The 24230-nt window shown below is 38.1% G+C and carries 20 protein-coding genes and 1 pseudogene; 13 read left to right on the forward strand and 8 right to left on the reverse strand.

Annotation, left to right across the window (positions count from 1 at the left end):
• Positions 1-58: 58 nt before the first annotated feature.
• Positions 59-163, forward strand: coding sequence for a YjcZ family sporulation protein (locus tag RCG17_RS20635; RefSeq protein ID WP_308171948.1), 105 nt, complete (start codon positions 59-61; stop codon positions 161-163).
• 27 nt (positions 164-190) lie between these two features.
• Entirely contained in the window at positions 191-331 is a 141-nt protein-coding gene (locus RCG17_RS20640; RefSeq protein ID WP_308171949.1) for a YjcZ family sporulation protein, read from the forward strand.
• Positions 332-371: 40 nt separating this feature from the next.
• Here RCG17_RS20640 and RCG17_RS20645 read toward each other — a convergent pair whose 3' ends face one another.
• Positions 372-2096, reverse strand: coding sequence for an AAA family ATPase (locus RCG17_RS20645; protein ID WP_308171950.1), 1725 nt, complete (start codon positions 2094-2096; stop codon positions 372-374).
• Between the two features lie 322 nt (positions 2097-2418).
• On the opposite strand from RCG17_RS20645, the gene RCG17_RS20650 reads away from it, so the two are divergent.
• From RCG17_RS20650 to RCG17_RS20665, 4 genes are all read left to right on the forward strand, one after another.
• Positions 2419-3999, forward strand: a complete 1581-nt coding sequence (locus RCG17_RS20650; protein WP_308171951.1) for a peptide chain release factor 3 — start codon at positions 2419-2421, stop codon at positions 3997-3999.
• Between the two features lie 125 nt (positions 4000-4124).
• Entirely contained in the window at positions 4125-4589 is a 465-nt protein-coding gene (locus RCG17_RS20655; RefSeq protein ID WP_308171952.1) for a hypothetical protein, read from the forward strand.
• Between the two features lie 297 nt (positions 4590-4886).
• Entirely contained in the window at positions 4887-5642 is a 756-nt protein-coding gene (gene sigI / locus RCG17_RS20660) for an RNA polymerase sigma factor SigI (RefSeq protein ID WP_308171953.1), read from the forward strand.
• Positions 5639-6619, forward strand: coding sequence for an anti-sigma factor domain-containing protein (locus RCG17_RS20665; RefSeq protein WP_308171954.1), 981 nt, complete (start codon positions 5639-5641; stop codon positions 6617-6619). Before sigI ends, RCG17_RS20665 begins: the two co-directional genes overlap by 4 nt.
• A gap of 33 nt (positions 6620-6652) precedes the next feature.
• On the opposite strand, the gene RCG17_RS20670 is transcribed toward RCG17_RS20665, so the two are convergent.
• The 5 genes from RCG17_RS20670 to RCG17_RS20690 form a co-directional block, all read right to left on the reverse strand.
• On the reverse strand, positions 6653-6850 hold the full coding sequence (locus RCG17_RS20670) for an alpha/beta-type small acid-soluble spore protein (RefSeq protein ID WP_308171955.1): 198 nt from the start codon (positions 6848-6850) through the stop codon (positions 6653-6655).
• A gap of 165 nt (positions 6851-7015) precedes the next feature.
• Positions 7016-8341, reverse strand: a complete 1326-nt coding sequence (locus tag RCG17_RS20675; protein ID WP_308171956.1) for a (Fe-S)-binding protein — start codon at positions 8339-8341, stop codon at positions 7016-7018.
• On the reverse strand, positions 8338-9750 hold the full coding sequence (glcD, locus tag RCG17_RS20680) for a glycolate oxidase subunit GlcD (protein ID WP_308171957.1): 1413 nt from the start codon (positions 9748-9750) through the stop codon (positions 8338-8340). The genes RCG17_RS20675 and glcD overlap by 4 nt, the downstream gene beginning before the upstream one ends.
• Positions 9751-9847: 97 nt before the next feature.
• Positions 9848-11002 (reverse strand): CdaR family transcriptional regulator, encoded by a 1155-nt coding sequence (locus RCG17_RS20685; RefSeq protein WP_308171958.1) that lies wholly within the window; start codon positions 11000-11002, stop codon positions 9848-9850.
• 184 nt (positions 11003-11186) lie between these two features.
• Complete coding sequence (locus RCG17_RS20690; RefSeq protein ID WP_308171959.1) at positions 11187-11531, reverse strand: DUF3905 domain-containing protein; 345 nt, start codon at positions 11529-11531, stop codon at positions 11187-11189.
• A gap of 136 nt (positions 11532-11667) precedes the next feature.
• Here RCG17_RS20690 and RCG17_RS20695 point away from each other — a divergent pair, with 136 nt between their 5' ends.
• Positions 11668-11829 carry a hypothetical protein gene (locus tag RCG17_RS20695; RefSeq protein WP_308171960.1) on the forward strand — a complete coding sequence of 54 codons (162 nt, stop codon included), beginning with the start codon at positions 11668-11670 and terminating at the stop codon, positions 11827-11829.
• A gap of 120 nt (positions 11830-11949) precedes the next feature.
• On the opposite strand, the gene RCG17_RS20700 is transcribed toward RCG17_RS20695, so the two are convergent.
• A complete protein-coding gene (locus RCG17_RS20700) occupies positions 11950-13731 on the reverse strand; it encodes a B12-binding domain-containing radical SAM protein (RefSeq protein WP_308171961.1) in 1782 nt (593 codons plus the stop codon).
• A 127-nt stretch (positions 13732-13858) separates the two neighbouring features.
• Positions 13859-15556, reverse strand: a complete 1698-nt coding sequence (locus RCG17_RS20705) for an L-lactate permease (protein ID WP_308171962.1) — start codon at positions 15554-15556, stop codon at positions 13859-13861.
• A 323-nt stretch (positions 15557-15879) separates the two neighbouring features.
• Between RCG17_RS20705 and RCG17_RS20710 the strand changes: the two genes are divergently transcribed.
• The 6 genes and pseudogenes from RCG17_RS20710 to RCG17_RS20735 all read left to right on the forward strand — a co-directional run bounded on the left by RCG17_RS20710 (position 15880) and on the right by RCG17_RS20735 (position 24116).
• Positions 15880-16608: a FadR/GntR family transcriptional regulator gene (locus RCG17_RS20710; RefSeq protein ID WP_308171963.1), complete on the forward strand. Its 729-nt coding sequence runs from the start codon at positions 15880-15882 to the stop codon at positions 16606-16608.
• Between the two features lie 226 nt (positions 16609-16834).
• Positions 16835-17551, forward strand: coding sequence for a (Fe-S)-binding protein (locus RCG17_RS20715; RefSeq protein WP_308171964.1), 717 nt, complete (start codon positions 16835-16837; stop codon positions 17549-17551).
• Positions 17552-17591: 40 nt separating this feature from the next.
• A pseudogene (locus RCG17_RS20720) lies at positions 17592-19018 on the forward strand (LutB/LldF family L-lactate oxidation iron-sulfur protein).
• Entirely contained in the window at positions 19018-19734 is a 717-nt protein-coding gene (locus RCG17_RS20725; RefSeq protein ID WP_308171965.1) for a LutC/YkgG family protein, read from the forward strand. Before RCG17_RS20720 ends, RCG17_RS20725 begins: the two are co-directional and overlap by 1 nt.
• A gap of 1071 nt (positions 19735-20805) precedes the next feature.
• Positions 20806-21819, forward strand: coding sequence for a 2-oxoacid:acceptor oxidoreductase family protein (locus RCG17_RS20730; RefSeq protein ID WP_308171966.1), 1014 nt, complete (start codon positions 20806-20808; stop codon positions 21817-21819).
• Positions 21819-24116: a transketolase C-terminal domain-containing protein gene (locus tag RCG17_RS20735; protein ID WP_308171967.1), complete on the forward strand. Its 2298-nt coding sequence runs from the start codon at positions 21819-21821 to the stop codon at positions 24114-24116. Before RCG17_RS20730 ends, RCG17_RS20735 begins: the two co-directional genes overlap by 1 nt.
• Positions 24117-24230: the final 114 nt, after the last annotated feature.

Below are 24230 nucleotides of genomic sequence, written 5' to 3' on the forward strand. Positions count from 1 at the left end.
GCACATTTGTACCTAACTGAATAGGATATAGAGAATTCAAGAAAGGGAGGTATTAAATATGTCGGGTGCAGCAGTTGGATACGGCGGCGGATTCGCCCTACTAGTTGTTTTATTTATTTTGTTAATTATCATTGGAGCTTCCTGGTGCGGAGGCTTCTATTAAAAAAATTATTTTAAGGAGGAAAATTGAATGTACGGATATGGTGCTGGAGGATTTGGCGGCGGATGCTGTGGATATGGTTATGGTGGAGTTGGCTGGGGTGGCGGCTTCGCTTTAATCGTCGTATTATTCATCCTGTTAATCATTGTAGGAGCAGCTTGCTTCTATTAATTAAAGGAAAAAAGCGGGGAATTTCCCCGCTTTTTTAATGTCATCCTGTTATGAAAGACGATCCATTGACAATTTGCTCTACTTCAGAGCCTTCAAGCGTTTCTTTGGCTAATAATGCATCAACTAAACGCGTATACTGTGCCTGGTTTGTCTTAATTAGTCTTTCGGCTTTTTCAAGTCCTTTTTGGAATAATTCCTGCATTTTTCTCTCTTTATCTTGTTTATTAAAGGTTAAAGTGAAGCCACTTTCAACCATTCCTGTGTCCACCATCTGTTCAATAATGGTCTTCGCTTGCTGGACATCGCCGCTAACGCCGATGCTGTGCTCGCCAAGGAACAGCCTTTCAGCCACACCCCCGGCAAGTACCATGGCAATTCGATCTAAAAGATCGCTTGTTGTTGAAAGATGAAGCTCCTTCGGTATTGGAGCCACATATCCCAAGGCCTCACCGCGAGGAATAATCGTTGCTTTTCTTACAGAACCTGGTTTGGTAACTGCGGATACAATTGCGTGTCCTGCTTCATGAATTGCAACACGTTGTTTTGTCTCGTTATCTTGAAGTGCCCTTGATGTACTTCCAAGAATCGTTCGATCAAGTGCATAATCAAGATCATGTTTTTTGATTTCATCTTGTCCGTGCCGAATTGCGTATCTGCTCGCTGTTTCAAACAATGATTGAAGATCCGCTCCAGAAAATCCCGATGTACTTTCCGCTAATAGGTCTAAGGAAGAGCGAACATCGGCAGCAAGAACCTTGTCTTTTGTATGAATTTCAATTATTTCTCTTCTCCCTTTAGTATCTGGCAAGGGAACATTAAAGGAAAAGTCAATTCTTCCTGGGCGAAGAAAGGCTTCATCAAGCATATCTTTTCTGTTTGTTGCGGCAATGAACAGGATTCCGTCATTTGCATGCCCGCCATCAAGCTGGACAAGTAGCTCTGTTAACGTTTTTTCTGCTTCCTCACCGCCATGTGCTTTTCTTCTTCCAGCAAGGGCATCAACCTCATCAATAAAAATTACGGCAGGGCTCATTTTTCTTGCACTTTGGAATAACGAGCGGACACGGCTTGCACCTATACCCACAAATAATTCATTAAAAGCAGACCCGCTTGTTGAAAAGAAGGATGCATTGAGCTCACGTGCAATCGCTTGGGCAAGCAAGGTTTTTCCTGTGCCTGGAGGTCCATATAAAAGAATGCCCTTTGGCGGTTTAATGCCAAGTTTAAGTGAACGCTCAGGTTCCTTTAGGATCGAAAGAGTTTGCAAAATCTCTTCTTTCATTTCTTCACCAAGTCCGCCAACATCATCTAAACGTATAGAAGGAAGGGGGCGTGGCTTTGAAACACTGTTTTTCATTGAATTTGAAACGCCAAAGCCTCCTTTTGCTTTCTGGAGTGCAAAGGCTGCTGCAGCTATAACGATGATTACTCCACCCATAATCCATTTTCCATATGGGCTGCTGGTTGAATATGTGTAATCAATGTTGTACTTTTCAACAAGAGTATTAATCATTTGGCTATTAGGCGGAATATGGGAAACATATTTGCCATGATCGGTTACTAAATGAAGACTTCCGTCAACTTCTTCGGTCAAGGAAACCGTTTTACCGTTTTGTGCCTGAATAGTCTTTTCCATTTCCGAAAAAGGAAGGGCTGTTTCTTTGTTCGTTGTTTGAATGACCCAAACAATGGCGGCAATAACTAAAATAAACGCTGTAATAAGCGGGATAAACTTTGAAACTACTTTTTTGCTACTTTTATTCAAATAAATTCATCTCCTTAACAGAGTATACTTTTATTATAAAAGGTATTTTGCTAATTGGATTGTGGGAACGGATGGAAATTAACTGGAATTCTTTACTGCATCATTGAAAAGAAAATAGATTTACCTTATAATCAAGGATTGCAAAGTTGTGAAGAGACATATATGATTGAAGTTATGGGCAAAAAATTTTTCATTAATAAATGAAGTAAATGCAGGAAGAATTAATAAACTAAACAATAATCATTCACGATTAAATTCAACTAACAGTAAATGAAAACAGTACTGTTTGAAGTTTCATTATAGAAAAAGAGAGGATAAAGAAATGAGTAACGATTTTAAAGAAGAAGTTTTGTCACGCCGTACTTTTGCAATCATTTCTCACCCGGATGCAGGTAAAACAACGTTAACAGAAAAATTATTATTATTTGGTGGAGCAATTCGGGATGCCGGGACAGTTAAAGCAAAAAAGACAGGGAAATTTGCCACAAGCGACTGGATGGAGATTGAAAAGCAGCGGGGAATCTCCGTTACATCCAGTGTGATGCAATTCGATTATGACGGGTATCGGGTAAATATCTTGGATACCCCAGGACACCAAGACTTTAGTGAAGATACTTATCGAACATTAATGGCAGTTGATAGTGCTGTCATGATTATCGATTCCGCAAAAGGGATCGAGGAACAGACGTTAAAACTTTTCAAAGTATGTCGTATGCGTGGAATTCCAATTTTTACATTTATAAATAAGCTTGATCGTCAAGGGAAAACACCATTGGAATTATTAGCAGAACTCGAAGAGGTTTTGGGTATTGAATCTTATCCAATGAATTGGCCAATCGGGATGGGTAAAGAATTTTTGGGAATTTATGACCGTTTCTACAACCGAATTGAGCAATTTAGAGTAGACGAGGATCAACGATTTATCCCATTAAATGAAGATGGAGAGATTGAAGGAGACCATCCATTAAAAACTTCAGGACTTTATGATCAAACATTGGAGGAAGTTTTGCTTTTAAATGAAGCAGGAAATACATTTTCTCGAGAAAGGGTTGTAGAAGGTACATTAATACCTGTCTTTTTTGGAAGTGCGTTAACGAATTTTGGGGTTCAAACCTTCTTAGAGACGTATCTGCAATTTGCACCATCTCCAAAGCCGCGTCATTCGTCAATTGGAGAAATTAATCCACTTTCTGAGAACTTTTCTGGTTTTGTGTTTAAAATTCAAGCAAATATGAATCCTGCACATCGTGACCGAATTGCTTTTGTACGTGTCTGTTCTGGAAAATTTGAACGTGGAATGACAGTCAATCTTCCTCGTTTAGGGAAACAGCTTAAGCTTTCACAGTCTACATCATTTATGGCTGAAGAGCGTAATACAGTAGAAGAAGCAGTCAGCGGAGATATCATTGGCCTTTACGACACAGGAACGTACCAAATTGGTGACACTATAACAACTGGCAAGGATGATTTTCATTTTGAAAGACTTCCACAATTTACGCCTGAACTTTTTGTCCGTGTTTCTGCTAAAAACGTAATGAAGCAAAAGTCTTTTTATAAAGGAATTCAGCAGCTTGTTCAAGAAGGTGCCATTCAGTTATATAAAACAGTTAGATCAGATGAGTATCTTTTAGGCGCTGTTGGTCAATTACAATTTGAAGTTTTTGAACATCGGATGAAAAATGAATATAATGCAGAAGTATTAATGGAACGTCTTGGTTCCAAAATGGCCAGATGGATTGAAAATGATGTGGTTGATGAAAACTTATCAAGTTCAAGAAGCCTGCTTGTGAAAGATCGGTTTGACCATTATGTCTTTTTATTTGAAAACGATTTTGCACTACGTTGGTTCCAGGAAAAAAATCCAACTGTTAAACTATATAACCCGATGGATCGACAAGATTAAGAAACGGTATTTCCCACCGTTTCTTTTTTTATACCTAAAGAAAAATATACTTAAATTACGTTACTTTTGTCCTGTACTGGGCAATCTATCTTTATAAAATATATCGAATGAGCGAGAACAAAATAATGAAAAAAATGGGTAGATTGGAAGCAGTTCTTTGGAATATTGCTTTTCCAGGCTTCAGCCAATTATTAAGCGGACAATATATTAAAGGGGTCTTATTTGTTTTTTTGGAGTTTCTAATTAATTCGAAGAGTCAATTTAATCTTGCCATTATGTATAGTTTTATTGGCGAGATGGAGAGGGCATATTCTGTACTGAATTTTCAGTGGATCATGTTTTATCCATGCGTTTATATGTTTGCGATTTGGGATGCTTATCGCTTTGCTATGCCTGAAGACGAAAAATTATCATTTTTGCCATTTGTTTTCAGCGCCTATTTTGTCACTGTAGGCATTATGTATTCAACTAAAATGACTATTTTCAAAATGAACCTTGGGCCTATTTTTCTGCCAATCCTTTTTTTACTACCTGGTTTAATTTGCGGATTTTTAATGAAATATTTACTTTTATACAAAAGTAAAAAATGATGTATAAATGAAATGATTGTCACTGTTTTGTCTTATTAAAAAAATATTTATGATAATCACCCCCATAACGTTGTTCGTAATAACGTAAATCTATAATGAAATTGCAGTCACTATTATAAATGAAGAGTTTGTAACAGAATGGGTCACGAAAAACTTTCGTTAACGTGAAAAGGATTTTAGGCTGTTTTAAACAATAAACAGGAAAAGAACGCCTTTATTGGTGCTTTCTTTTTTCGCTTCATATCTCTCCCTAAAATTTTTAGGTTGCCTCCATATGATATAATTGTGATTCGAGAGGTGAGAATGATGCTAAGTTTATTGTTTATGACTAAAAAGAAAAAAAGGACATTAGAGGAAGCGGTTATCTTAATCCAGCAAGGTGATCAAGCTCTATTAAACGAAACGATTACTTCCTACAAGCCATTTATTGCTAAAACCGTATCTTCTGTATGCAAGCGGTATATACATGAATCTGACGATGAATTTAGCATTGGTCTTATCGCTTTTAATGAAGCAATCGAAAAGTACATGCCTGAACGCGGCAGGTCATTGTTAAGTTTTGCAGAGGTATTAATAAAGCGAAGAGTCATTGACTATATTCGGAAGCAAACGAAAAGTCAACATATTAGCTACGATTTTGATGGTACCGTTAATGACGAAGAATCACCGGGAACAGCAATTGTGAATGAGCTTTCATTTGAAGAATATAAGAAAAAGAAAGAAGAAGATATTCGGAAAGATGAAATTGTTCATTTTAGTGAGCTCTTGAGGACTTTTGAATTAAGCTTTAGTGATTTAGTTGAAAATTCGCCAAAGCATGCAGATGCGAGAAAAAATGCAATTTTAATAGCAAGGATCCTTGTCGAACACACGGATCTTCGAAACCTCTTGCTTGAAAAAAAAAGGCTTCCGATTAAACAGCTTGAAGAAATGGTCGATGTCAGCAGAAAGACTATCGAACGAAATCGAAAGTATATTATTGCGATTTCCCTTATTCTATTAGGCGATTATATGTATTTAAAGGATTATATTAAGGGGGTGCTTGAAACATGAAAAAAGGAATTATAATGGAAATAAATGATACATGTTTAACATTACTAACCCCTGACGGTCAATTTTTACAAGCACGAAAGCCAGAGCATCCATATATACTTGGGGAAGAGATTTTATTTAAACCCATTTCTCCAAAAAGGCTGGCACATCATTTTTTTGGATATAAACAGCTTTCAATAGCTGCAGCCGCAATGTTCGTTATTATTGGAAGCTTGATTCCCGTTTATGAAAATGATAAGGCATATGCATATATGTCGATCGATGTTAATCCTAGTATTGAATTAGGGATCAATAAAAATATGCAAGTGGTTAAGTTAAAGGCTTTTAATTCAGATGGTCAGAAAGTCATCTCTCACATTGGAGAGTGGGAAAAAAAGAGTGTTACGGAATTTACCCAAGATGTCCTTAAAGAAATGAAAAATGAGGGATATTTAAACGACCATCATTCCATGGTGATTTCAACCGTTCGCACGGAAAATCCTGAGGAACAAACTGACAAACAGTTACATAAAAAAATAGATCAAATTAAAGAAATAGCCAAAGAAAACAGTCTAAAGGTAACAGAAATAGACGGAACAGAAAAAGAAATGGAAAAAGCTCATCAATTAGGTCTTACAACGGGAAAATATAAGGAAGCACAAATTCAATCTGTTAAGAAAAAACAGAAACAGCCTCCACAAAGCAAAGTAAGCGGGAATAGTGAGAACGCTGTTCAAAATGGCAGCCCTAATCAAGCTGTTAATCAAGATGAAACGCATGGAGTTAATCCTCCTATTTCTAACCAAAATAGCAGGAGTATTGACCAGAACAAAGCAAATGAGAATAAAATTCCGCCTGGACAATTAAAGAAGACAGAGGAAGCTCCGAAATCGAACCAACCTGTAATAGAACGAGCAAGCAATAATAAAAAGAATCCACCGATCAATAAAGGTCAAGAAAAAAAGCAGCTTCAGGAAAACCAAAATAAAAAGGATTAAAAGTTGGCAGTCAGCCGGACTTTTTTCCATAGATTATTCATTTCTGCCCGATAATTGGGCTTGTGCCTGCTGAACAAGACGCTTCGTGATTTCTCCGCCAACAGAACCGTTTGCACGAGAAACCGTGTCAGAACCTAAATTTACACCAAATTCTTGGGCGATTTCGTATTTTACCTGATCTAAATATTGTTCGATACCAGGTACTAACAATTTATTGCTGCTTCTGGCCATTTTTATTCACTCCTTTTTTTCATCCAGAGGTTTATTTACTCTGTATATGTATTGTTTTTATTTCTTGCAGCTTTTATTAATGGTAATAATTTTCGTATTTGGCTATCCTTATTAGGTGAAAATAAAAAAGAGCCGAAAGCTCGGCTCTTGATTATTTTACTTGTACTATTTTTTTACTGCTTCCAGCAAGAGGTCAACAATATGGATTCCTCTCATTTTTCCTGAAAGACCTTCTCTTTCAATTCCAAGCTTCATTTGCAGCAAGCAGCCAGGATTAGCTGTAACAACGGTTGTCGCATGGGTGTTTTTAGCCTGAATCATTTTGTAATCAAGCATCTTCATGGACATTTCCGATTCAATAATATTATAAATACCAGCAGAACCACAGCAGCGGCCAGCATCTTTCATTTCTTCGTATTGAATGCCCGTAATCGCTTTAAGCAATGTCCTTGGAGCAGATGCTGTTTTCATGACATTTTTTAAGTGACATGAATCTTGATAAGTAATAATCTGCGATGGCAGCTCAAGCTTGACTTTTTCATTAAATTTAACAGCAACAAGGATTTCTGAGATGTCTTTGATTTTCTTCGTAAACTCTTTGGCTCGATCTTTAAAATCTGGATCATCCTTTAATAAATGATCATAGTCAATTAAGAAGGCGCCACAGCCGCCGGCATTGGTAATGATAAAGTCAACATTTAGATCTTCGAAAGCTTTAATATTTCTTCTGGCAAGATCTTTTGACCCAGCTTTTTCACCACTGTGACCATGAAGAGCGCCGCAGCATGTTTGGTCCTTAGGAATAACAATTTCGCAGCCAGCCAGCTGTAGCAGCTTGATGGTAGCATCATTTGTTTTGAGGAACATTGTGTCCATTAAGCATCCTGTAAAGAACGCAACTCGATGTGTTTGTTTTCCGATTGGAGCCACATGTTCAGGCCGATTCTTCATTTCTTTCATCGTTGGCATTTTTGGAAGAACTTTTTCCATCGTTGATAAAGTATCAGGCAGGAGACTCATAAAGCCTATTCCTCTAGCAATTGTTTGCAATCCTGATCTTTGATAAAAACCAATTAAGTTTGTTAGTCCGCGCATCCGATTTGGATGTGGGAATAATCCATCAAAAACTGTTTTTCTGATTGCTCTTACAGGCAAAGAGAACTTTTTATTCTGGTTGATAATATCTCTTGCATCTTCAAGTAAATGTCCATACTTGACGCCGGAAGGACAAACGGTTTCACAGGCTCTGCAGCCTAGGCAAAGCTCAAGGGAACGTTCAAATTCTTCGTCAGGTTCGATTAACCCATCGACAACGGCTTTCATTAAAGCAATACGGCCCCTTGGTGCATGTGATTCTTTGTAACCCGATTCGATATATGTTGGACATGTCGGTAAACAAAATCCGCAGCGCATGCAGTTTAATAATTCATCTTCATTCAAGCGTTCTTTCAATTTCTCTTGGATGATTTTCTTTTCTTGTGTTGTTGTCATCTTGATAGCACCACCCGTTTCCTGCTATCCTTAGCAAAAACTTTACCTGGGTTCATGATGTTATTTGGATCTAAGCCTTGTTTGATGGCTTTCATTGCATCGATGCCTTCTTTTCCAAGTTTCCATTCAAGGTATGGGGCTTTCATCACACCAACGCCATGCTCTCCTGTGATGGTTCCGCCTAATTCAATCGCTCTATCAAAAATTTCCGCAAAAGCTAGTTCGACTCGTTCCATTTCATCATGGTTTCTGGCATCAGTTGGACAGGTTGGATGCAAATTTCCGTCACCGGCATGTCCAAATGTACAAATGTGAAGATTGTACTTTTTAGCGATTTCATTAATTGCTTTTACCATGTTAGCAACTTCTGAACGAGGTACAGTTGCATCCTCAAGGATGGTTGTCGGTTTTAAGCGTGCTAAAGCAGATAATGCTGTACGTCTTGCCATGCTTAGTGCTTCTGCTTCTTCCGGCGTTGCAGCAATTTGTACAGAAACTGCGTTTTCATGTTTGCAAACCTCTTCAATCTTTTTCAAGTCCCGATTAACTACCTCAGCAGGACCATCTTGTTCAATTAACAGAACCGCTTGCACATCGGTTGGCAGACCAATCTTCACATAATCTTCTACAACCCTTAATGTTGGCTGATCAAGAAACTCAAGTGTTGTAGGGATAATTTTATTTGCAATAATTTTTGAAACGGATCTTGCTGCCGCTTCTAGATCTTGATATAGGGCAAGCATTGTTTTCTTTGTATCTGGTATAGGTAAAAGCTTTAATGTAGCTTCGGTAATAACGCCAAGTGTTCCTTCAGAGCCAACAAAAAGGCGGGTAAGGTCATATCCTGCAACATCTTTTGCTAGCTTTCCGCCGGTGCGGATAATATCACCGTTGGCAAGTACAATTTCAAGGGCAATAACATAATCTCTGGTTACACCGTATTTTAATCCACGTAAACCTCCAGAGTTTTCATTAATATTGCCTCCAATCATCGAAATGGACATTGATCCTGGATCTGGCGGATAAAAGAGTCCTTTTGCTTCAACAGCTTTTGCTAACTCAACTGTTACCACTCCAGGCTGGACAGTTGCAGTTAAGTTTTCTTCATCTATTTCAAGAATTTGGTTCATATGTTTAAAAAGGAGAACAATTCCTCCCTCTGTTGGGCATGTGCCGCCGCAAAGGTTTGTTCCTGAACCTCGTGGAACAAGCGGGATTTTGAAGTCATTACAAACTTTTACGACTTCAGAAATTTCTTTTGTGTTTCTAGGACTTACTACTGCATCTGGCATGGATTGCATATTTGGAGTGGAGTCATAAGAATAAGAAAGTAGTTCAGTTTTGGAATCGAAAAAGTTTTCTTTTGTGACAATAGATATGATTTTCTCTTTTACTTGATTAGAAAGCATAGGATGACCTCCATGTCTGGATGCGCTTTCATTTCAAGCACATCACATTTCATATGTTGAACTTATACTTTCATTATAGAGAAATAAAAACGATCTTCTATGGATGAACATACGAATGTGTTCGTGATAAATGGTTGTTTTTTGTGTTTTCATCTAATAGCAGTACAGCAATATACATATTTAATAAATCATGGATATTTTTAGTATCCAAATTCGTGTATTCTTCTATCTTTTTTAATCGGTAGTGAAGGGTATTAATATGGACATGAAGGGCATTTGCCGTGTTTTTTAAAGAATTATTTTGCTGAAAAAAGACTTTAATTGTCTCGAGCAATTCTTTTTCTGAAAGCAATGGAGCGATTGTCCGCTTTATAAACTCCGTTTTAGTCATATGATTTAGCTCATCAAGGATCATTTCCAGGGTTAATTCTTCATCAAAAATAATCATTTTGTGTTTTTGTTTAGCAATTTTCAATGCTCTTTCAGCTTGACGAAAAGAATTTTTTAATTCAGTTGCTGGAACAACTTGCCCAATACCACAATGAGCAGGGATACCTATTTTACTGTTTAAGAACGAAAGGAACTTTGAAATTCTTTTATGGATCTGCTCTCGGCTAAGTCGAAGGGAGCTGTCAAACAAAATGACGATTCTCTCATTTCCCCAGCGGATCACAATATCATTTTGATTGTTCACAAACCAATTAATAATGGACGACCATATATCCCTTGAAATAATGTAATCTTGACCTGAAACCTCAACAACTGCGGCCATTCGGTCAACAGCTACATTAACCGCTAAAATTTTGGCGCGATTAAGAAAATTACGGTTCCACTCTGATAATTGAACCCAATCCATTATAAATGTTTCCATTGCACGGGATTGCTGATCAAACTGTTCCGCGTAATAGTTCTCACTAATAAGCAGCTCAGTCATTTTGCGGATAATCTCACCAAATGGTGTAACCTTTTCGGGGATACCGGTAATCCCGATTACACCGATCACATCATATTGAAAGAAAATCGGAAAGTTAATTCCGGCTTTTACACCCTGCAGACGTTTTTGATCTTCTTCTGTGATAATCAACTTTCTTTTTTCTTGTGAGGCAATTTTGGCGCCCTCATGAAAGGTACCAACTCGTTTTTTATCTGTGCTGGCAATAATAATGCCTTCTGTGTTTACAACGATAATGTCTTCTCCTATGAGCTTTCTTACTTCTTTAACAATATTTTCAGCTAGCTTAGGTGATAGCATAGGAGTCCCTCCGACTGTAAAAACTGTGATAAAAGCTTATTTGCCTCATTATATAAAAGGTTCCATTTTTCAGCTATGAACTTTATCAACATATAGAAGAATGGATATGTTAAAAACAGTAGTAAAAAATGAAAAAAACCAACCCAGTTATTCTGGATTGGTTTTTTAGGAGTTTTAGGTCCTATCAATCGGCACTTTTTGAAACATCTTTTGTAGGATGCATGAATGGAGAGCCTTGAGGTTTTCTTTTGCTTTCTAAAAGTTCGCGGTTTTCATCTGTGTTCCAGCCAATGTCGTTGGTTGGGTGTACCCACTCATCCCCGGCCATAATCTCGGGATTTGTTTCTTTAGACCAATTTTCTAAAGGAGAATTTTTCGAAGCGTATAAGCTGTCTCCAATTTTCACTCCATACTGATTCACAAAGGGAGGTTCCATTTTAATCCCTGTTCCTTTAAAGCTTGGTGCGCTGATCTGATGTGGTAAGGTTTCATTAATGCTTAAGTTATTCTCTGTTTTATTATGCTCCATAAACGTCCTCACTCCTATTTTTTCTTAGTTTTTATCATCAGCCGTTTTTTATGAAAGCAATATTAGGAAAGAATCATTTAAGACTATATGTTAAAAACTAATTACTGCATCACTTTCTAATACGGGAGGAATCAATATGGCAAAGCGAAAAGCAGAATTTAATGCAGTTGAAAAATACTCAAAAACGCCCCGTAAAAATCGACAAGAAGGAGAATTTTCAGCTGAATTTGCGCATGGTGAGGAAGCAATTAAGGGGGCAAATCGAAATTCAAAACTAGGTAGAAAAGGTCGATCCTAATGAAAGAACAAAAAACCAGATCCACTACAAGCGAAGAATTCAGTGTGGAATTTGGGGATATCAATGGGACTAAAGTTTTTGATTTTCCCCTCGCTTCCAAAAAAAAACATAAAAACAAACCTAGTGAAAATAAAAACAAAGCCGTATTAAACCGGCTTTTCTAACATCAAATGAAAAGATTAAGGTCTCATTACCGCTTGGAGCAAAATATGCCAACAAACAAAAAGTGCCTTTTTCAATTGTACCTGTTTGTAAATACTGAGATAAATTAAATGACAATTCTTCGATCATCGTGTGCTTAAATAGTTCCTTTTCATCCAAATTCAGATTTGTAAACTCTTCCCCTAATAAGAGAGGCTTTTCAAGGATCTGCTGATAAAGCTCATTTCGAGTTTTCTTTTCGAAGCTTGCTTCCCACCAAGGCTTTCGTGGCTTAAATTTATGCTTTACTAAATAATCATACTTCATCATGCCATTTATGATATCTAAATCCTTTACTTGGGAATCTTCTAAGAAATGATGAAGCCTTCTGAACAAATCTTCAAGCTGATGCCCTATCCTCGACCAGCCCTCTTGGTCCCAAAAGGTTCCAAAGTCTTGGAAAAAATCAAATGGGGAAGAGAAGGTATTGGTTACAATGTATTCAATCGTCGTATCCATCCGATGGTCGTTCCAATATTTTTCTAATACATCTTCCACCTGCTTGATTTTAATGATATCGGAAAACGGCAATACATTATTTCCTAATATTTCGTATGGAGAATAATCCATAAAGGTATAACCGTATTCTTTAGCTTGAAGCCGAAGTCCTGTTCCGCGCAGCATTTTTAGAAAGCCTAATTGAAGTTCTTCTGGTCTCAGTTCAAAGACATCATTAAAGGTTTTACGGAAAGAATTGTAATCTTCTTCAGGTAATCCAGCAATTAAATCAAGATGCTGATTGATTTTTGCGCCATTTTTAACCATTGTGACTGTTCTGGTTAATTTAACATAATTTTGTTTCCGTTTAACAAGTTCATTCGTATATTCATTCGTCGATTGAACTCCAATTTCAAAACGGAACAGTCCTTTTGGAGCTTCATTGTTAAGGAATTCAATTACTTCTGGCCTCATGATATCAGCAGTGATTTCAAACTGAAAAACAGTACCTGGGATATGCTCGTCAATTAAAAAGCGAAACATTTCCATTGCGTAGCTTCTGCTAATATTAAAGGTTCGATCGACAAACTTGATCGTTTTTGCGCCATTTGCCATTAAAAAGCGGATATCATCTTTAATTTTTTCCCGATCAAAATAACGGACCCCAACTTCTATCGAAGATAAGCAAAATTGGCAGCTAAATGGACAGCCACGGCTTGTTTCAACATAAGTGATTCGCTTGCCTAAATGGGGTACATCCTCAGGAAAACGGTAGGGGGATGGAATATCCTTTAAATCAAGTTTGTTGGTTTGTGGGGTAATGATCACTTGTCCCTCTTGGCGAAGAGCAATTCCAGAGACTTGTGAAACGTCTCCATTTTGTTCGATGGCTGTAAGGAGATCTTTAAACGTTTTCTCTCCTTCTCCCATTACAATAAAATCAACCTCAGGAATCCTTTTCATCCATTCTGCGGTATCATATGTAACCTCTGGGCCGCCCAATACAATAGTGAGAGAAGGGTCGATCTTTTTCAAAAAGCTAATGACTTTTATCGTTTCTTCAATATTCCAAATGTAACAACTAAAGCCGATTACGGAAGGATGCTGCTGATATAAGTCAGATACAATATTCAAGATCGGATCTTTAATTGTATATTCTTTAATTTGGATTGAGAACTCCGGAGAGGCATATGCCTTTAAATATCTGATTGCCAAATTGGTATGTATATACTTTGCATTCAAGGTAGAACAAATAACGTTCATATTCAAATCTCCCTTTTTAAAAAAATTCCACAATAGTTTATTATATCTTATTGTAGGCAAAAAAAGCAGGGTACAAACGAAGAAAAAACCATATCTCGTAATGAGATATGGTCTTTTAACATGTTTATTAAGGCATTGGAATCATAAACGATAATACTGTGTTTTGTAAGAAGGTTATAATACCGAATGCGATTACAAAGAGTATGCTATGTTTAAGGGTGAATCGCAGTAAATCTGATTCTTTTCCAGTAAGTCCTACTGCAGCACATGCTACTGCAATGGATTGTGGGGAAATCATCTTTCCAACCCCGCCACCAGATGCGTTCGCTGCCAAGGCCAATAATGGATTCATATGAATAGAAGTTGCCGTTACCTTTTGCAGATTTCCAAACAATAGGTTCGCTGATGTATCAGAACCGGTAATGAATACGCCAAGCCAGCCAAGGAATGGTGAGAAGAACGGGAATAAAATGGCTCCTGTTTTTGCTAATGTCATTCCCATTGCTGTAACCATACCTGAAGAGTTTGCCACATAAGCAAATGCAACAACAGAAGCAATGGTTAAGATTGGATATGCCAATTCTTTAAGCGTTTCACCAAATGTAACTCCCCAGTTTTTCCATGAAATACCGATAACAAATTTGGAAATAATAGCTGAAATTAAAATCGCTGTTCCAGCAGCACCAAGTATTTGGAGATTGTAGGTTGCAGCAATTGGCTGATGTGCACCATTAAGAATTTTCCCATTAATTAATGGAACGCCAGGAGCAAAAGTTAATGCGTGTCCAAGAGCATTTAATGCTTTTAACATCGGATTTGTTCCAGCATAGGCTCCAACTAAAGCAGTTTTAATTGCGGGTACTCCCCATATAGAAATCATTGCAGTTAAGATAATAAACGGCGACCAAGCTCTAAAAATCTGAGCGCCAGTATAGTGTTCTTCTTGTACAGCAGCTTTAGGTGCGGTCGCAGTTACTGCAGCTTGTGCTTCAGTAGAGAATTTGAAAATGTTTTTTGGCTTCCAAAATTTCAAGAAGACGGCAAGTGCAATTAATGAAACAAGTGATGCAAAAATATCTGGTAGCTCAGGTCCTAAATAATAAGCAGCTACATATTGGGTTATGGCAAAAGAAAGACCAGATACCAAAATCGCTGGTAGAACTTCCATCATTTTTTTGAAGCCTGCCATAATAAAAATTACGTAAAACGGAACGAATACCGCTAAGACCGGAAGTTGACGTGCAATGGCTTTTGAAATCTCACCTGCAGGTAGAGCAGTTGGACCTGACATTCCGATAACCGGGATCCCAATGGCACCAAAAGCAACTGGTGCGGTATTAGCTACAAGGGCAAGGCCGGCAGCCATTAATGGATTAAAGCCCAATCCTACTAACAAAGCAGCGGCAATAGCAACCGGTGCTCCAAATCCAGCAGCACCTTCAAGAAAAGCTCCGAAAGAGAACGCTACCAAAAGTACTTGCAAGCGACGATCCTCTGTGATGGAAAGAACAGAATAACGAATGATATCAAATTGACCTGTTTTAACAGTGAGTTTATATAAAAACACTGATGTGATAATAATCCAGCCAATTGGTAAAACCCCATAAATGGCTCCTTGTGTTGCGGACATTACTGCCATTCCTGCTGGCATCTTGTAGGCAACAACCGCAACGATTAATGCGACAAGAAGTGTAGTTAGGCCGGCGATATGACCTTTCATTCTCTTAATTGCCAGGGCCCAGAAGAAGTAAAGAATTGGAATAAGTGCAACTAGTGCAGTGAGACCTAGGCTACCGCCAACTGCTGTAAAGTTTTGTGTGAACAATGCTGATTCCCCCTTTTAAAATATTTCCTTCTATTTTTTCAAATCCATGTTTATGTATCACCTAATAGTAATCGCTTTCATTAGATGATAGAGTCATCTGATGACTTGATGATATGGTGATAAATTGAATTATAGGTAGCTGAAAAGAAAAATACAAGATTTTTTTTAATTTAATGAATTTTACCTATTAAAATTGTAATTATCTTATTTATCTTTGTTTTTGAAAATATTATTCAAATTTCCAAATGTTATTTTACGAAGATCGAAAAAATATATGTATAATAGTAGTAGTTAATCTTAATTTAGTAATAGTAGGTGCAAATATGGACTATAGAAAAATAAAGCCCAAAAAAATCTATGAAGAGGTAACAGAAGCCATTCAAGAAATGATTCGCAGTGGGCAGCTAAAACCGGGAGAAAGGCTGGATTCAGTCCAGCAATTGGCTGAAAATTTCCAGGTTGGTCGATCCGCAATAAGGGAAGCACTTACCTCATTAAGAGCAATGGGACTTGTAGAAATGCGGCAAGGGGAAGGCACATTTATCAACGAATTTGAAACGGGTCAAATTACTTTGCCACTTTCAACTGCGATTTTAATGAATAAGAAAGATATAGCTAATCTTTTAGAGGTTCGGAAAATACTCGAGCTTGGCACTGCTGCGGCAGCCGCAAAAAGAAGATCAAAAGATCATCTGGTGGCAATGGAGAAGGCCCTTGAAGAAATGGAAGCATCCAACGGGGATGAAGAACTTGGCGAAGTGGCTGATTTACAATTTCATCTTGCTATTTCTGAAGCTTCTCAGAATCCCCTCTTGCTGAGCCTGATGAATCATGTATCCGGCTTAATGGGGGAAACAATGAAAGAAACCCGCAAGGTTTGGTTATATTCAAAGCAAACGACAATGGAAAAATTAGCGTATGAACATTATTCCATTTATAAGGCAATTCAAAAACAAGATGAAGAGGAAGCAAGACATTTTATGAAAATCCATCTGGAAAATATAGAAGCGGTCATCCGAAAATATCATGAAGAAACAAATTATGCAAAATAGCAATGTAGTGCGGTTTCAGAATATTTTTACGGAACCGCATGATTTAAAAAATTAAAAAAATTTTTTGAAACCCCTTTCTAAATTAAATATTTATAGTATTATTAAAAATGCACACTATAAACAACATAAATATATTACTTTTTTTTACACAAGTCATCTGATGACCTGTTAATCATCTTATCGAATGAATAGCTGATGAGTGGTAGTAATTGGAGGAGTGAAGAATATGAAGGTAACTCTTTTTGCAACATGTTTAGTAGACATGTTTCAAAGCAACGTTGGAAAAGCAACGGTTGAATTGTTGGAACGCCTTGGCTGTGAAATTGATTTTCCAGAAAATCAAATCTGCTGTGGTCAGCCATCTTATAATAGTGGTTATGTGAAAGATACAAAAGAAGCAATGAAACGGACAATCGATACTTTTATAGATGCTGAATATGTTGTATGTCCTTCAGGTTCCTGTGCATATATGCTTACAGAATATCCACATATATTCGCCGGTGATCTGGTTTGGGAACCAAAAGCAAAGAAATTAGCTGAAAAAGTATATGAATTAACGCAATTTATTGTTGATGTTCTTAAAGTCGATGATGTTGGCGCAAACTTTAATGCAAAAGTAACCTATCATACATCATGCCACATGACAAGATTACTTGGTGTGGTTGAAGCACCAATGAGATTACTCAAAAATGTAAAAGGTCTTGAGTTTACGGAGCTGCCTGGAAAAGAGCAGTGCTGCGGCTTTGGCGGAACTTTCTCCGTTAAAATGGGGCAAATTTCAGAGCAAATGGTTGATGAAAAGGTTCAACATGTTGAAGAAACAGGGGCAGAATACTTAATCGGTGCAGATGCAGGCTGTTTAATGAATATTGGCGGCCGTATGGAAAGACTCGGCAAGAAAATTAAAGTATTACATATAGCAGAGGTATTAAATAGCCGTTGATTATAACAAAGGAAATCACCACTGAACGGAGGGACAAGATATGGCAATAAAAATTAGCTCCGAAAACCTAAAAGAGCGTCTCGACCATGAACTTCAAAATGATTTTATGCGTGGTGCTGTTGCGGGTGCACAAGATGGAATGGGAGTAAAAAGAAGAAAACAAGTAGATGCACTTGGAAATTGGGAAGAGTGGCGGAAACATGGTGAAGAAATTCGCCAGCATGTTCTCGAGAACCTGGATTATTATTTAGAACAATTAAGTGAGAATGTTGCAAAACGCGGTGGTCATGTCTTTTTTGCAAAAACAGCCGAAGAAGCAAGAGACTATATCGCAGGTGTTGTTAAAAAGAAAAATGCCAAAAAAATAGTAAAATCAAAGTCCATGGTCACAGAGGAAATCAGCTTAAACAAGGCTTTGGAGCAAGAAGGCTGTGATGTTGTCGAAACAGACCTTGGCGAGTATATTCTGCAAATTGATGACCATGATCCACCATCACACATTGTCGTACCTGCATTACATAAAAACAAGGAACAAATTCGCGATGTTTTTGAGAGGAAATTAGGTTATAAAGGAACCTCAAAACCTGAAGAATTGGCAGCATGTGCTCGTGAAGTATTACGGCAAGAATACTTAACGGCAGATGTTGGAATTACCGGCTGTAACTTTGCTGTTGCTGAAGCCGGTTCCTTTAGTCTTGTAACCAACGAAGGAAACGCAGACCTTGTTACAGCACTGCCGAAAACCCAAATTACCGTTATGGGAATGGAAAGGATTGTTCCTTCTTTTGAAGAAATGGAAGTCCTTGTAAGTATGTTGACAAGAAGTGCGGTTGGACAAAAATTAACAAGCTATATCACCGTTCTAACAGGTCCAAGAGAAGAACTTGATGTGGATGGACCTGAGGAGTTTCATCTTGTCATTGTCGATAATGGAAGATCCGATATTTTAGGCGGCGATTTCCAATCCATCCTGCAATGTATTCGCTGCGGAGCATGTATTAATGTCTGTCCGGTGTATCGTCACGTTGGCGGTCATTCATACAATTCGATTTATCCAGGACCAATAGGAGCTGTTCTTACTCCACTACTAGGCGGATATGATGATTTCAAGGAACTCCCATACATGTCAACTCTTTGTGGCGCATGTACAGAGGTTTGTCCGGTAAAAATCCCGCTGCATGAGCTTCTTCTAAAGCATCGCCAAGTCATTGTTGAACAGGAAGGAAAAGCTCCAATTTCAGAAAAATTATTGATGAAGGCATTTGGATTAGGTGCAGCATCGCCTGCATTATATAAGATGGCATCAAAAATGGCACCAGCGGCTATGAGCCCATTCACGGCAGGGGAAAAAATCTCTAAGGGACCTGGACCAATGAAAGCTTGGACAGAAATTCGCAAGTTTCTGGCCCAACTAAAGAAAGATTTAGGGATTGGTTTAAAAACCGTAAAAAAGGAGGGGACAAATAATGGAGGGAACTATTCAAAATCGTGATCAGTTTTTAAATACAATTTCAAAAAGGTTAGGCCGACCACGCCTTACTGCCGTTGAACCTCCGAAGTGGAAATTTCAACCTCAATACGAGGTATTTAAAGATACAACACAAGATGAATTAGTCGATATTTTAGAGGATATGTGTGATGTAATTCATACAAAATTCTATAAAACAGACAAAAATAGTTTACCTGAAATTTTAAATCAAGTAGTAACAGAGTATGGCGGCGGCCCAATCCTGACATGGAAAGACAAGCGCTTTGAAGAGTGGGGGCTTGGTGACCTATTTAATAACGAGTGGCCGAGCAAAAAAATGGATGTCTATGAGTGGGACTACAAAAAAGGTGAAGAAAATGTCAAAATTGCCGAAAAGGCCAATGTTGGTATTACCATAAGTGAAATTACACTTGCTGAATCAGGTACTGTCGTTCTATATAGTAATGAAAATAGAGGTAGATCAATAAACTTTTTACCAGCTACGTATATTGCCTTAATTCCAAAGAGCACCATTGTTCCCCGAATGACGCAAGCAGCTAAGAAAATGAGAGAAATTGAACAAAAGGGCGGAAAGGTCCCATCCTGCATTAACTTTATTACAGGGCCAAGTAACTCAGCCGACATCGAACTAAATCTGGTTGTCGGTGTTCATGGACCAATTAAAGCTTCTTATATTTTAATCAATGATTTATAAAAAAAATCCTGCCGAGCTTCGGCAGGACAGGCTGTCGAACTCGGCAGCCTATCATTTTATTCAATTACTTTAATAATTCACTGCGTTAATATAATACAATTGTATTGCGAATAGGCTGTTGAACAGGTCTGTTGATTGGCGCTCCAGGCACTTCGCTTTCCGCGGGCGTGCCGGGGAGCCTCCTCGGCGCGAAAAGCGCCTGTCGAGTCTCCCCAGCCCCGTACTCCCGCAGGAGTCTTCGTGCCTTCCGCACCAATCAACGAGTGTTTTCAATAAAGTCTTTCAGCTCAACTAATAAATCAAAAAAGTGGTGAAACCTATCTAATGAGTACAATTTGTAAGGAGATATCGGACCGAAATATCTTCAGAGTAATTGCTCATAGACTATATCACTCTACTACTGGTTTATTTCCAAAAAGTAGCCTGACAAAACATAAAGAAGATTTCAACACTTTTAGCAAGGTTTGAAAAAAGGGGTGTGTGAAATACAATTGGTTGATTTGCTCCCTGTTAATTGGAGCGGAGGGCACTCGACTCCTGCGGGATCAAGAGGTCACTGGAGACCCCACAGGCGCCAAAGCGCCGAGGAGGCTCCAGGACCTCCCCGCGGAAAGCGAGTGCCCGAAGCGGAAATTAACAGGCTCATTTTCAGGAACCATCAAAATAATCTAGTATTTAAATTCTGGTAAAATAAAATTGTCGAGAAAATACCCCTTTCTCGACAAGCTGATCCTGCCGAGCTTCGGCAGGATATTTTTTTATCTCTTTGAGGTTTCTGAATGGATCAAAATCTAAATAGGAACTTTTGGTGATTCTACAAAATAATATAAAAGTCTCCAAAAAGTGCTAATTTTCATTCTGTTATAATACAATTGTTTTTCTGTTATATAACTTTGAAAACGCATTAAGTGTTGGTAATACAATGTTTTTTTGAAACTTTTTAAAGTGTTATAGAAAATTTTTTTAAGATGTTTGACTTTTGTCACAGCTAAAATGAAAAAGAAGTCTTAGAATAATTTGTGAGGAAGATAAACATAGAAAAAAGCTTGTTGAAATACAGGGAGGGAGAACATGTCAATCTTACCGCAAAAAAATGACCTTGGATTTTTTGAAATCCGTTTAGAATCAATAGGGGGCCTTGGAGCAAACTTAGCAGGGAAAATGTTAGCTGAAGCTGCAGTCTTAGGACTTGGCTTAAATGGTTCTAACTTTTCTTCTTATGGCTCTGAAAAGAAAGGATCTCCTGTAAAAAGTTTTATTCGTTTTTGCGAACCAGGAACACCGATCCGTGATCACAGTCCAATTGAACAACCACATATTGTAGGTGTTTTCCACGAAGCATTATATAAAACAATTGATGTTGTAGCTGGCTTAAATGCAGATGGAATCGTTCTTGTAAATACAACAAGGGATTTCGATGAAGTAAAAAAAGATTTAAAACTTGAATACGGAACACTTGCTATTGTTGATGCACTAGCGATTGCCGTTGAAGAAAAAACAAAAGTAAACACAGCTATGCTTGGTGCATTATACCGAATTTGTGATTTCTTAAATCCTGATAACATGAGAGCAGTTATTCGGAAAACATTTGAGAAAAAATATCCACATCTTGTTGAACCAAACCTTCGCACATTTAACCGCGGATATAGTGAGGTTCAATTTAAAGAATATAAAGTACCAGAAGGTGCAGAAGGAAAAAGCTTTTCACGCCCGCAGACTCGACTTGGCTACTTAACTCAAGAACTTGGCGGAGTCGTTACTGCTATGGCTAACAGTATTGAAAAAGACTTGAGCGGTTCAAGACAAGGATTCTTGCCTGAATTTAAACAAGAAGCATGTATTAACTGTGCAGCATGCGATAACGTTTGTCCAGATATGTGTTTTGTTTGGGAAGAGGGCGAAGACAAACGCGGCAGAAAACAAATGTTCTTAAAAGGAATTGATTATCAATATTGTAAGGGTTGCTTAAAATGCGTAGAAGCATGTCCAACCGAAGCACTTAGCGATCTTCGTGAAATGATCGGTTATGCAGATGAACACCGCGTGAAGCAAAACTTTCCGTATATGGCAGGAGGGATTTCTTAATGTCTGTAATTGAAGAAAAAATACCAACTAATCAAAAAGCAGAACAAATTTCTGTATTTGAATCAGGAAACGAAATGGCAGCAATGGCTGCAGCTCAAATAAACTATCATATTATGGGATACTTCCCAATCACACCTTCTACTGAAGTTGCACAATACCTGGACATGATGAAAACTCGCGGCGAGCATGATATTAAACTAATCGCTGCAGATGGTGAACATGGATCAGCTGGTATTTGCTACGGTGCTGCTGTTACAGGAGCACGGGTATTTAATGCAACCAGTGCAAATGGTTTCCTTTATATGATTGAACAGCTTCCTGTACAATCAGGAACTCGTTTCCCAATGGTTTTAAACTTAGTTACACGCGCAGTAAGCGGTCCGCTTGATATCCGCGGTGACCATTCTGATTTATATTATGGTTTGAACACTGGCTGGGTTATTTTAACAGCAAGAACACCTCAAGCTGTATATGATATGAATATTATGGCGTTAAAAGTTGCTGAACACTCTAAAGTGCGCCTTCCAGTTATTGTTGCATACGATGGTTTCTGGACTTCACACCAAAAACGCCGTGTAGAATACTTTAAAGATCGTACTGTTGTTCAACAATTTGTTGGAGAGCAAAATACATGGGATTATAACTTTGTCAGAGACCCTAAAAAGCCTGTTACTGTTGGGGCTCATATGGACGGAGATAGTCTTCTCAATAATCACTTCCAACAATCTGAAGCAATGTATGCCGCAGGAGAAGTGTTCCAGGAAATCGCTGCTGAATATGCGAAAATTTCAGGAAGAGAATACCCTGTTCTAGACTTATATGGAATGGAAGATGCAGAAGTTGCTGTCTTCTTGCTAAACTCTGCAGCAGAGCAAGCAAAAGACGTTGTCGATAAACTTCGTGCCCAAGGAATTAAAGCTGGTGTCATCAGCCCTAATATTATTCGTCCATTCCCAGCAAAACAAATCGCTGAAGCGCTTAAAAACGTCAAAGCATTATTAGTTGGCGAACGCGCTGATTCCTTTGGTGCAAATGGTGCAAACTTAACTCATGAAGTAAAAGCTGCCCTTCAAGATGATAAAGACAATCAAACAATTGTATTAAGCAGGGTATTCGGTCTTGGCGGAAAAGACTTCTATCCACAAGATGCTGAAGCCTTCTTCCAAATGGCAATTGATGCAAAAGAAAAAGGTTATGCAGAAAAGCCATTTGATTATTTTGGCATTGTTCCAGGAAACCCAGAAAAAGCTCTTAAACCAGTTATTGAGCCGCAACATGGTGATGTATACAAAACAGGTTTAATTGATGTTCAAATGGATCCTGAAACAAACAAGTTGAAAGTAAAAATTCCACCGCTTCGTGCGTTGACAAATAAACCAAAAAGATTAGCTTCCGGTCATGGTGCATGCCCAGGCTGCGGAATCTTCTCTGGTCTTGAATTATTCTTTAAAGGAATTGAGGGCGATATTGTAACCTTATTCCAAACAGGCTGTGCATATGTTACTACAACTTCATATCCACATAGTTCACACCGACAAACAATGATGCACAACTTATTCCAAAACGGTGCCGCTACCTTATCGGGTACATTAGAGGCATTCTTAGAACTAAAACGCCGTGGTGAAATTCAAGTTTCTGATGATGCAACATTCGTTATGATCACTGGTGATGGCGGTATGGATATTGGTATGGGTTCTGCAATCGGAACTGCACTTCGCGGCCATAAACTAATTATGCTTGAATATGATAACGAAGGTTATATGAATACAGGTTCCCAAATGTCTTACTCTACACCATTTGGTCATATGACAAGTACAACTGGTGTTGGTAAAACGCAACAAGGTAAAGCATTCCACCATAAGGATACTGCACAAATCATGGCATCAACGAATATTCCTTATGTATTTACAGGCTCTGAAGCATTCCCTCAGGATTTGGTTAAAAAGGGTGCTAAAGCGCAATGGTACGCTCAAAATGTCGGTACTGTTTACGGAAAAATTCTTATCACATGTCCATTAAACTGGAAATCAGAAGACCGTTATGGTTCTGTTATTATGGAAAATGCCGTTAACTCTTGCTTCTTCCCACTTTATGAAATTGAGCAAGGTGTGACAACCATTACCTACAACCCAGAAGAGAAAAACAAACGTGTACCACTTTCTGACTGGTTAAAATACATGGGTAAAACAAAACACCTTCTAAAAGAAGACAACAAACCAATGCTTGAAGAATTTGAAGCAGAAGTTGAAAAGAGATGGCTACGTCTAAAAGCAAAACATGAAAGTCCACTATTATAATGAATAAACAGAAAGCAAAGCGGTTTTCCGCTTTGCTTTCTTCTTTAATTTATCCTGCAAAAAACCTGCATCAAGTATAATACCTCAAGTGTTTTTTTTTATCTTTATTTGTAA

This window comes from Neobacillus sp. PS3-12 (genome assembly GCF_030915385.1).
In the GTDB taxonomy this organism is placed as follows: Bacteria; Bacillota; Bacilli; order Bacillales; family Cytobacillaceae; genus JAEVLT01.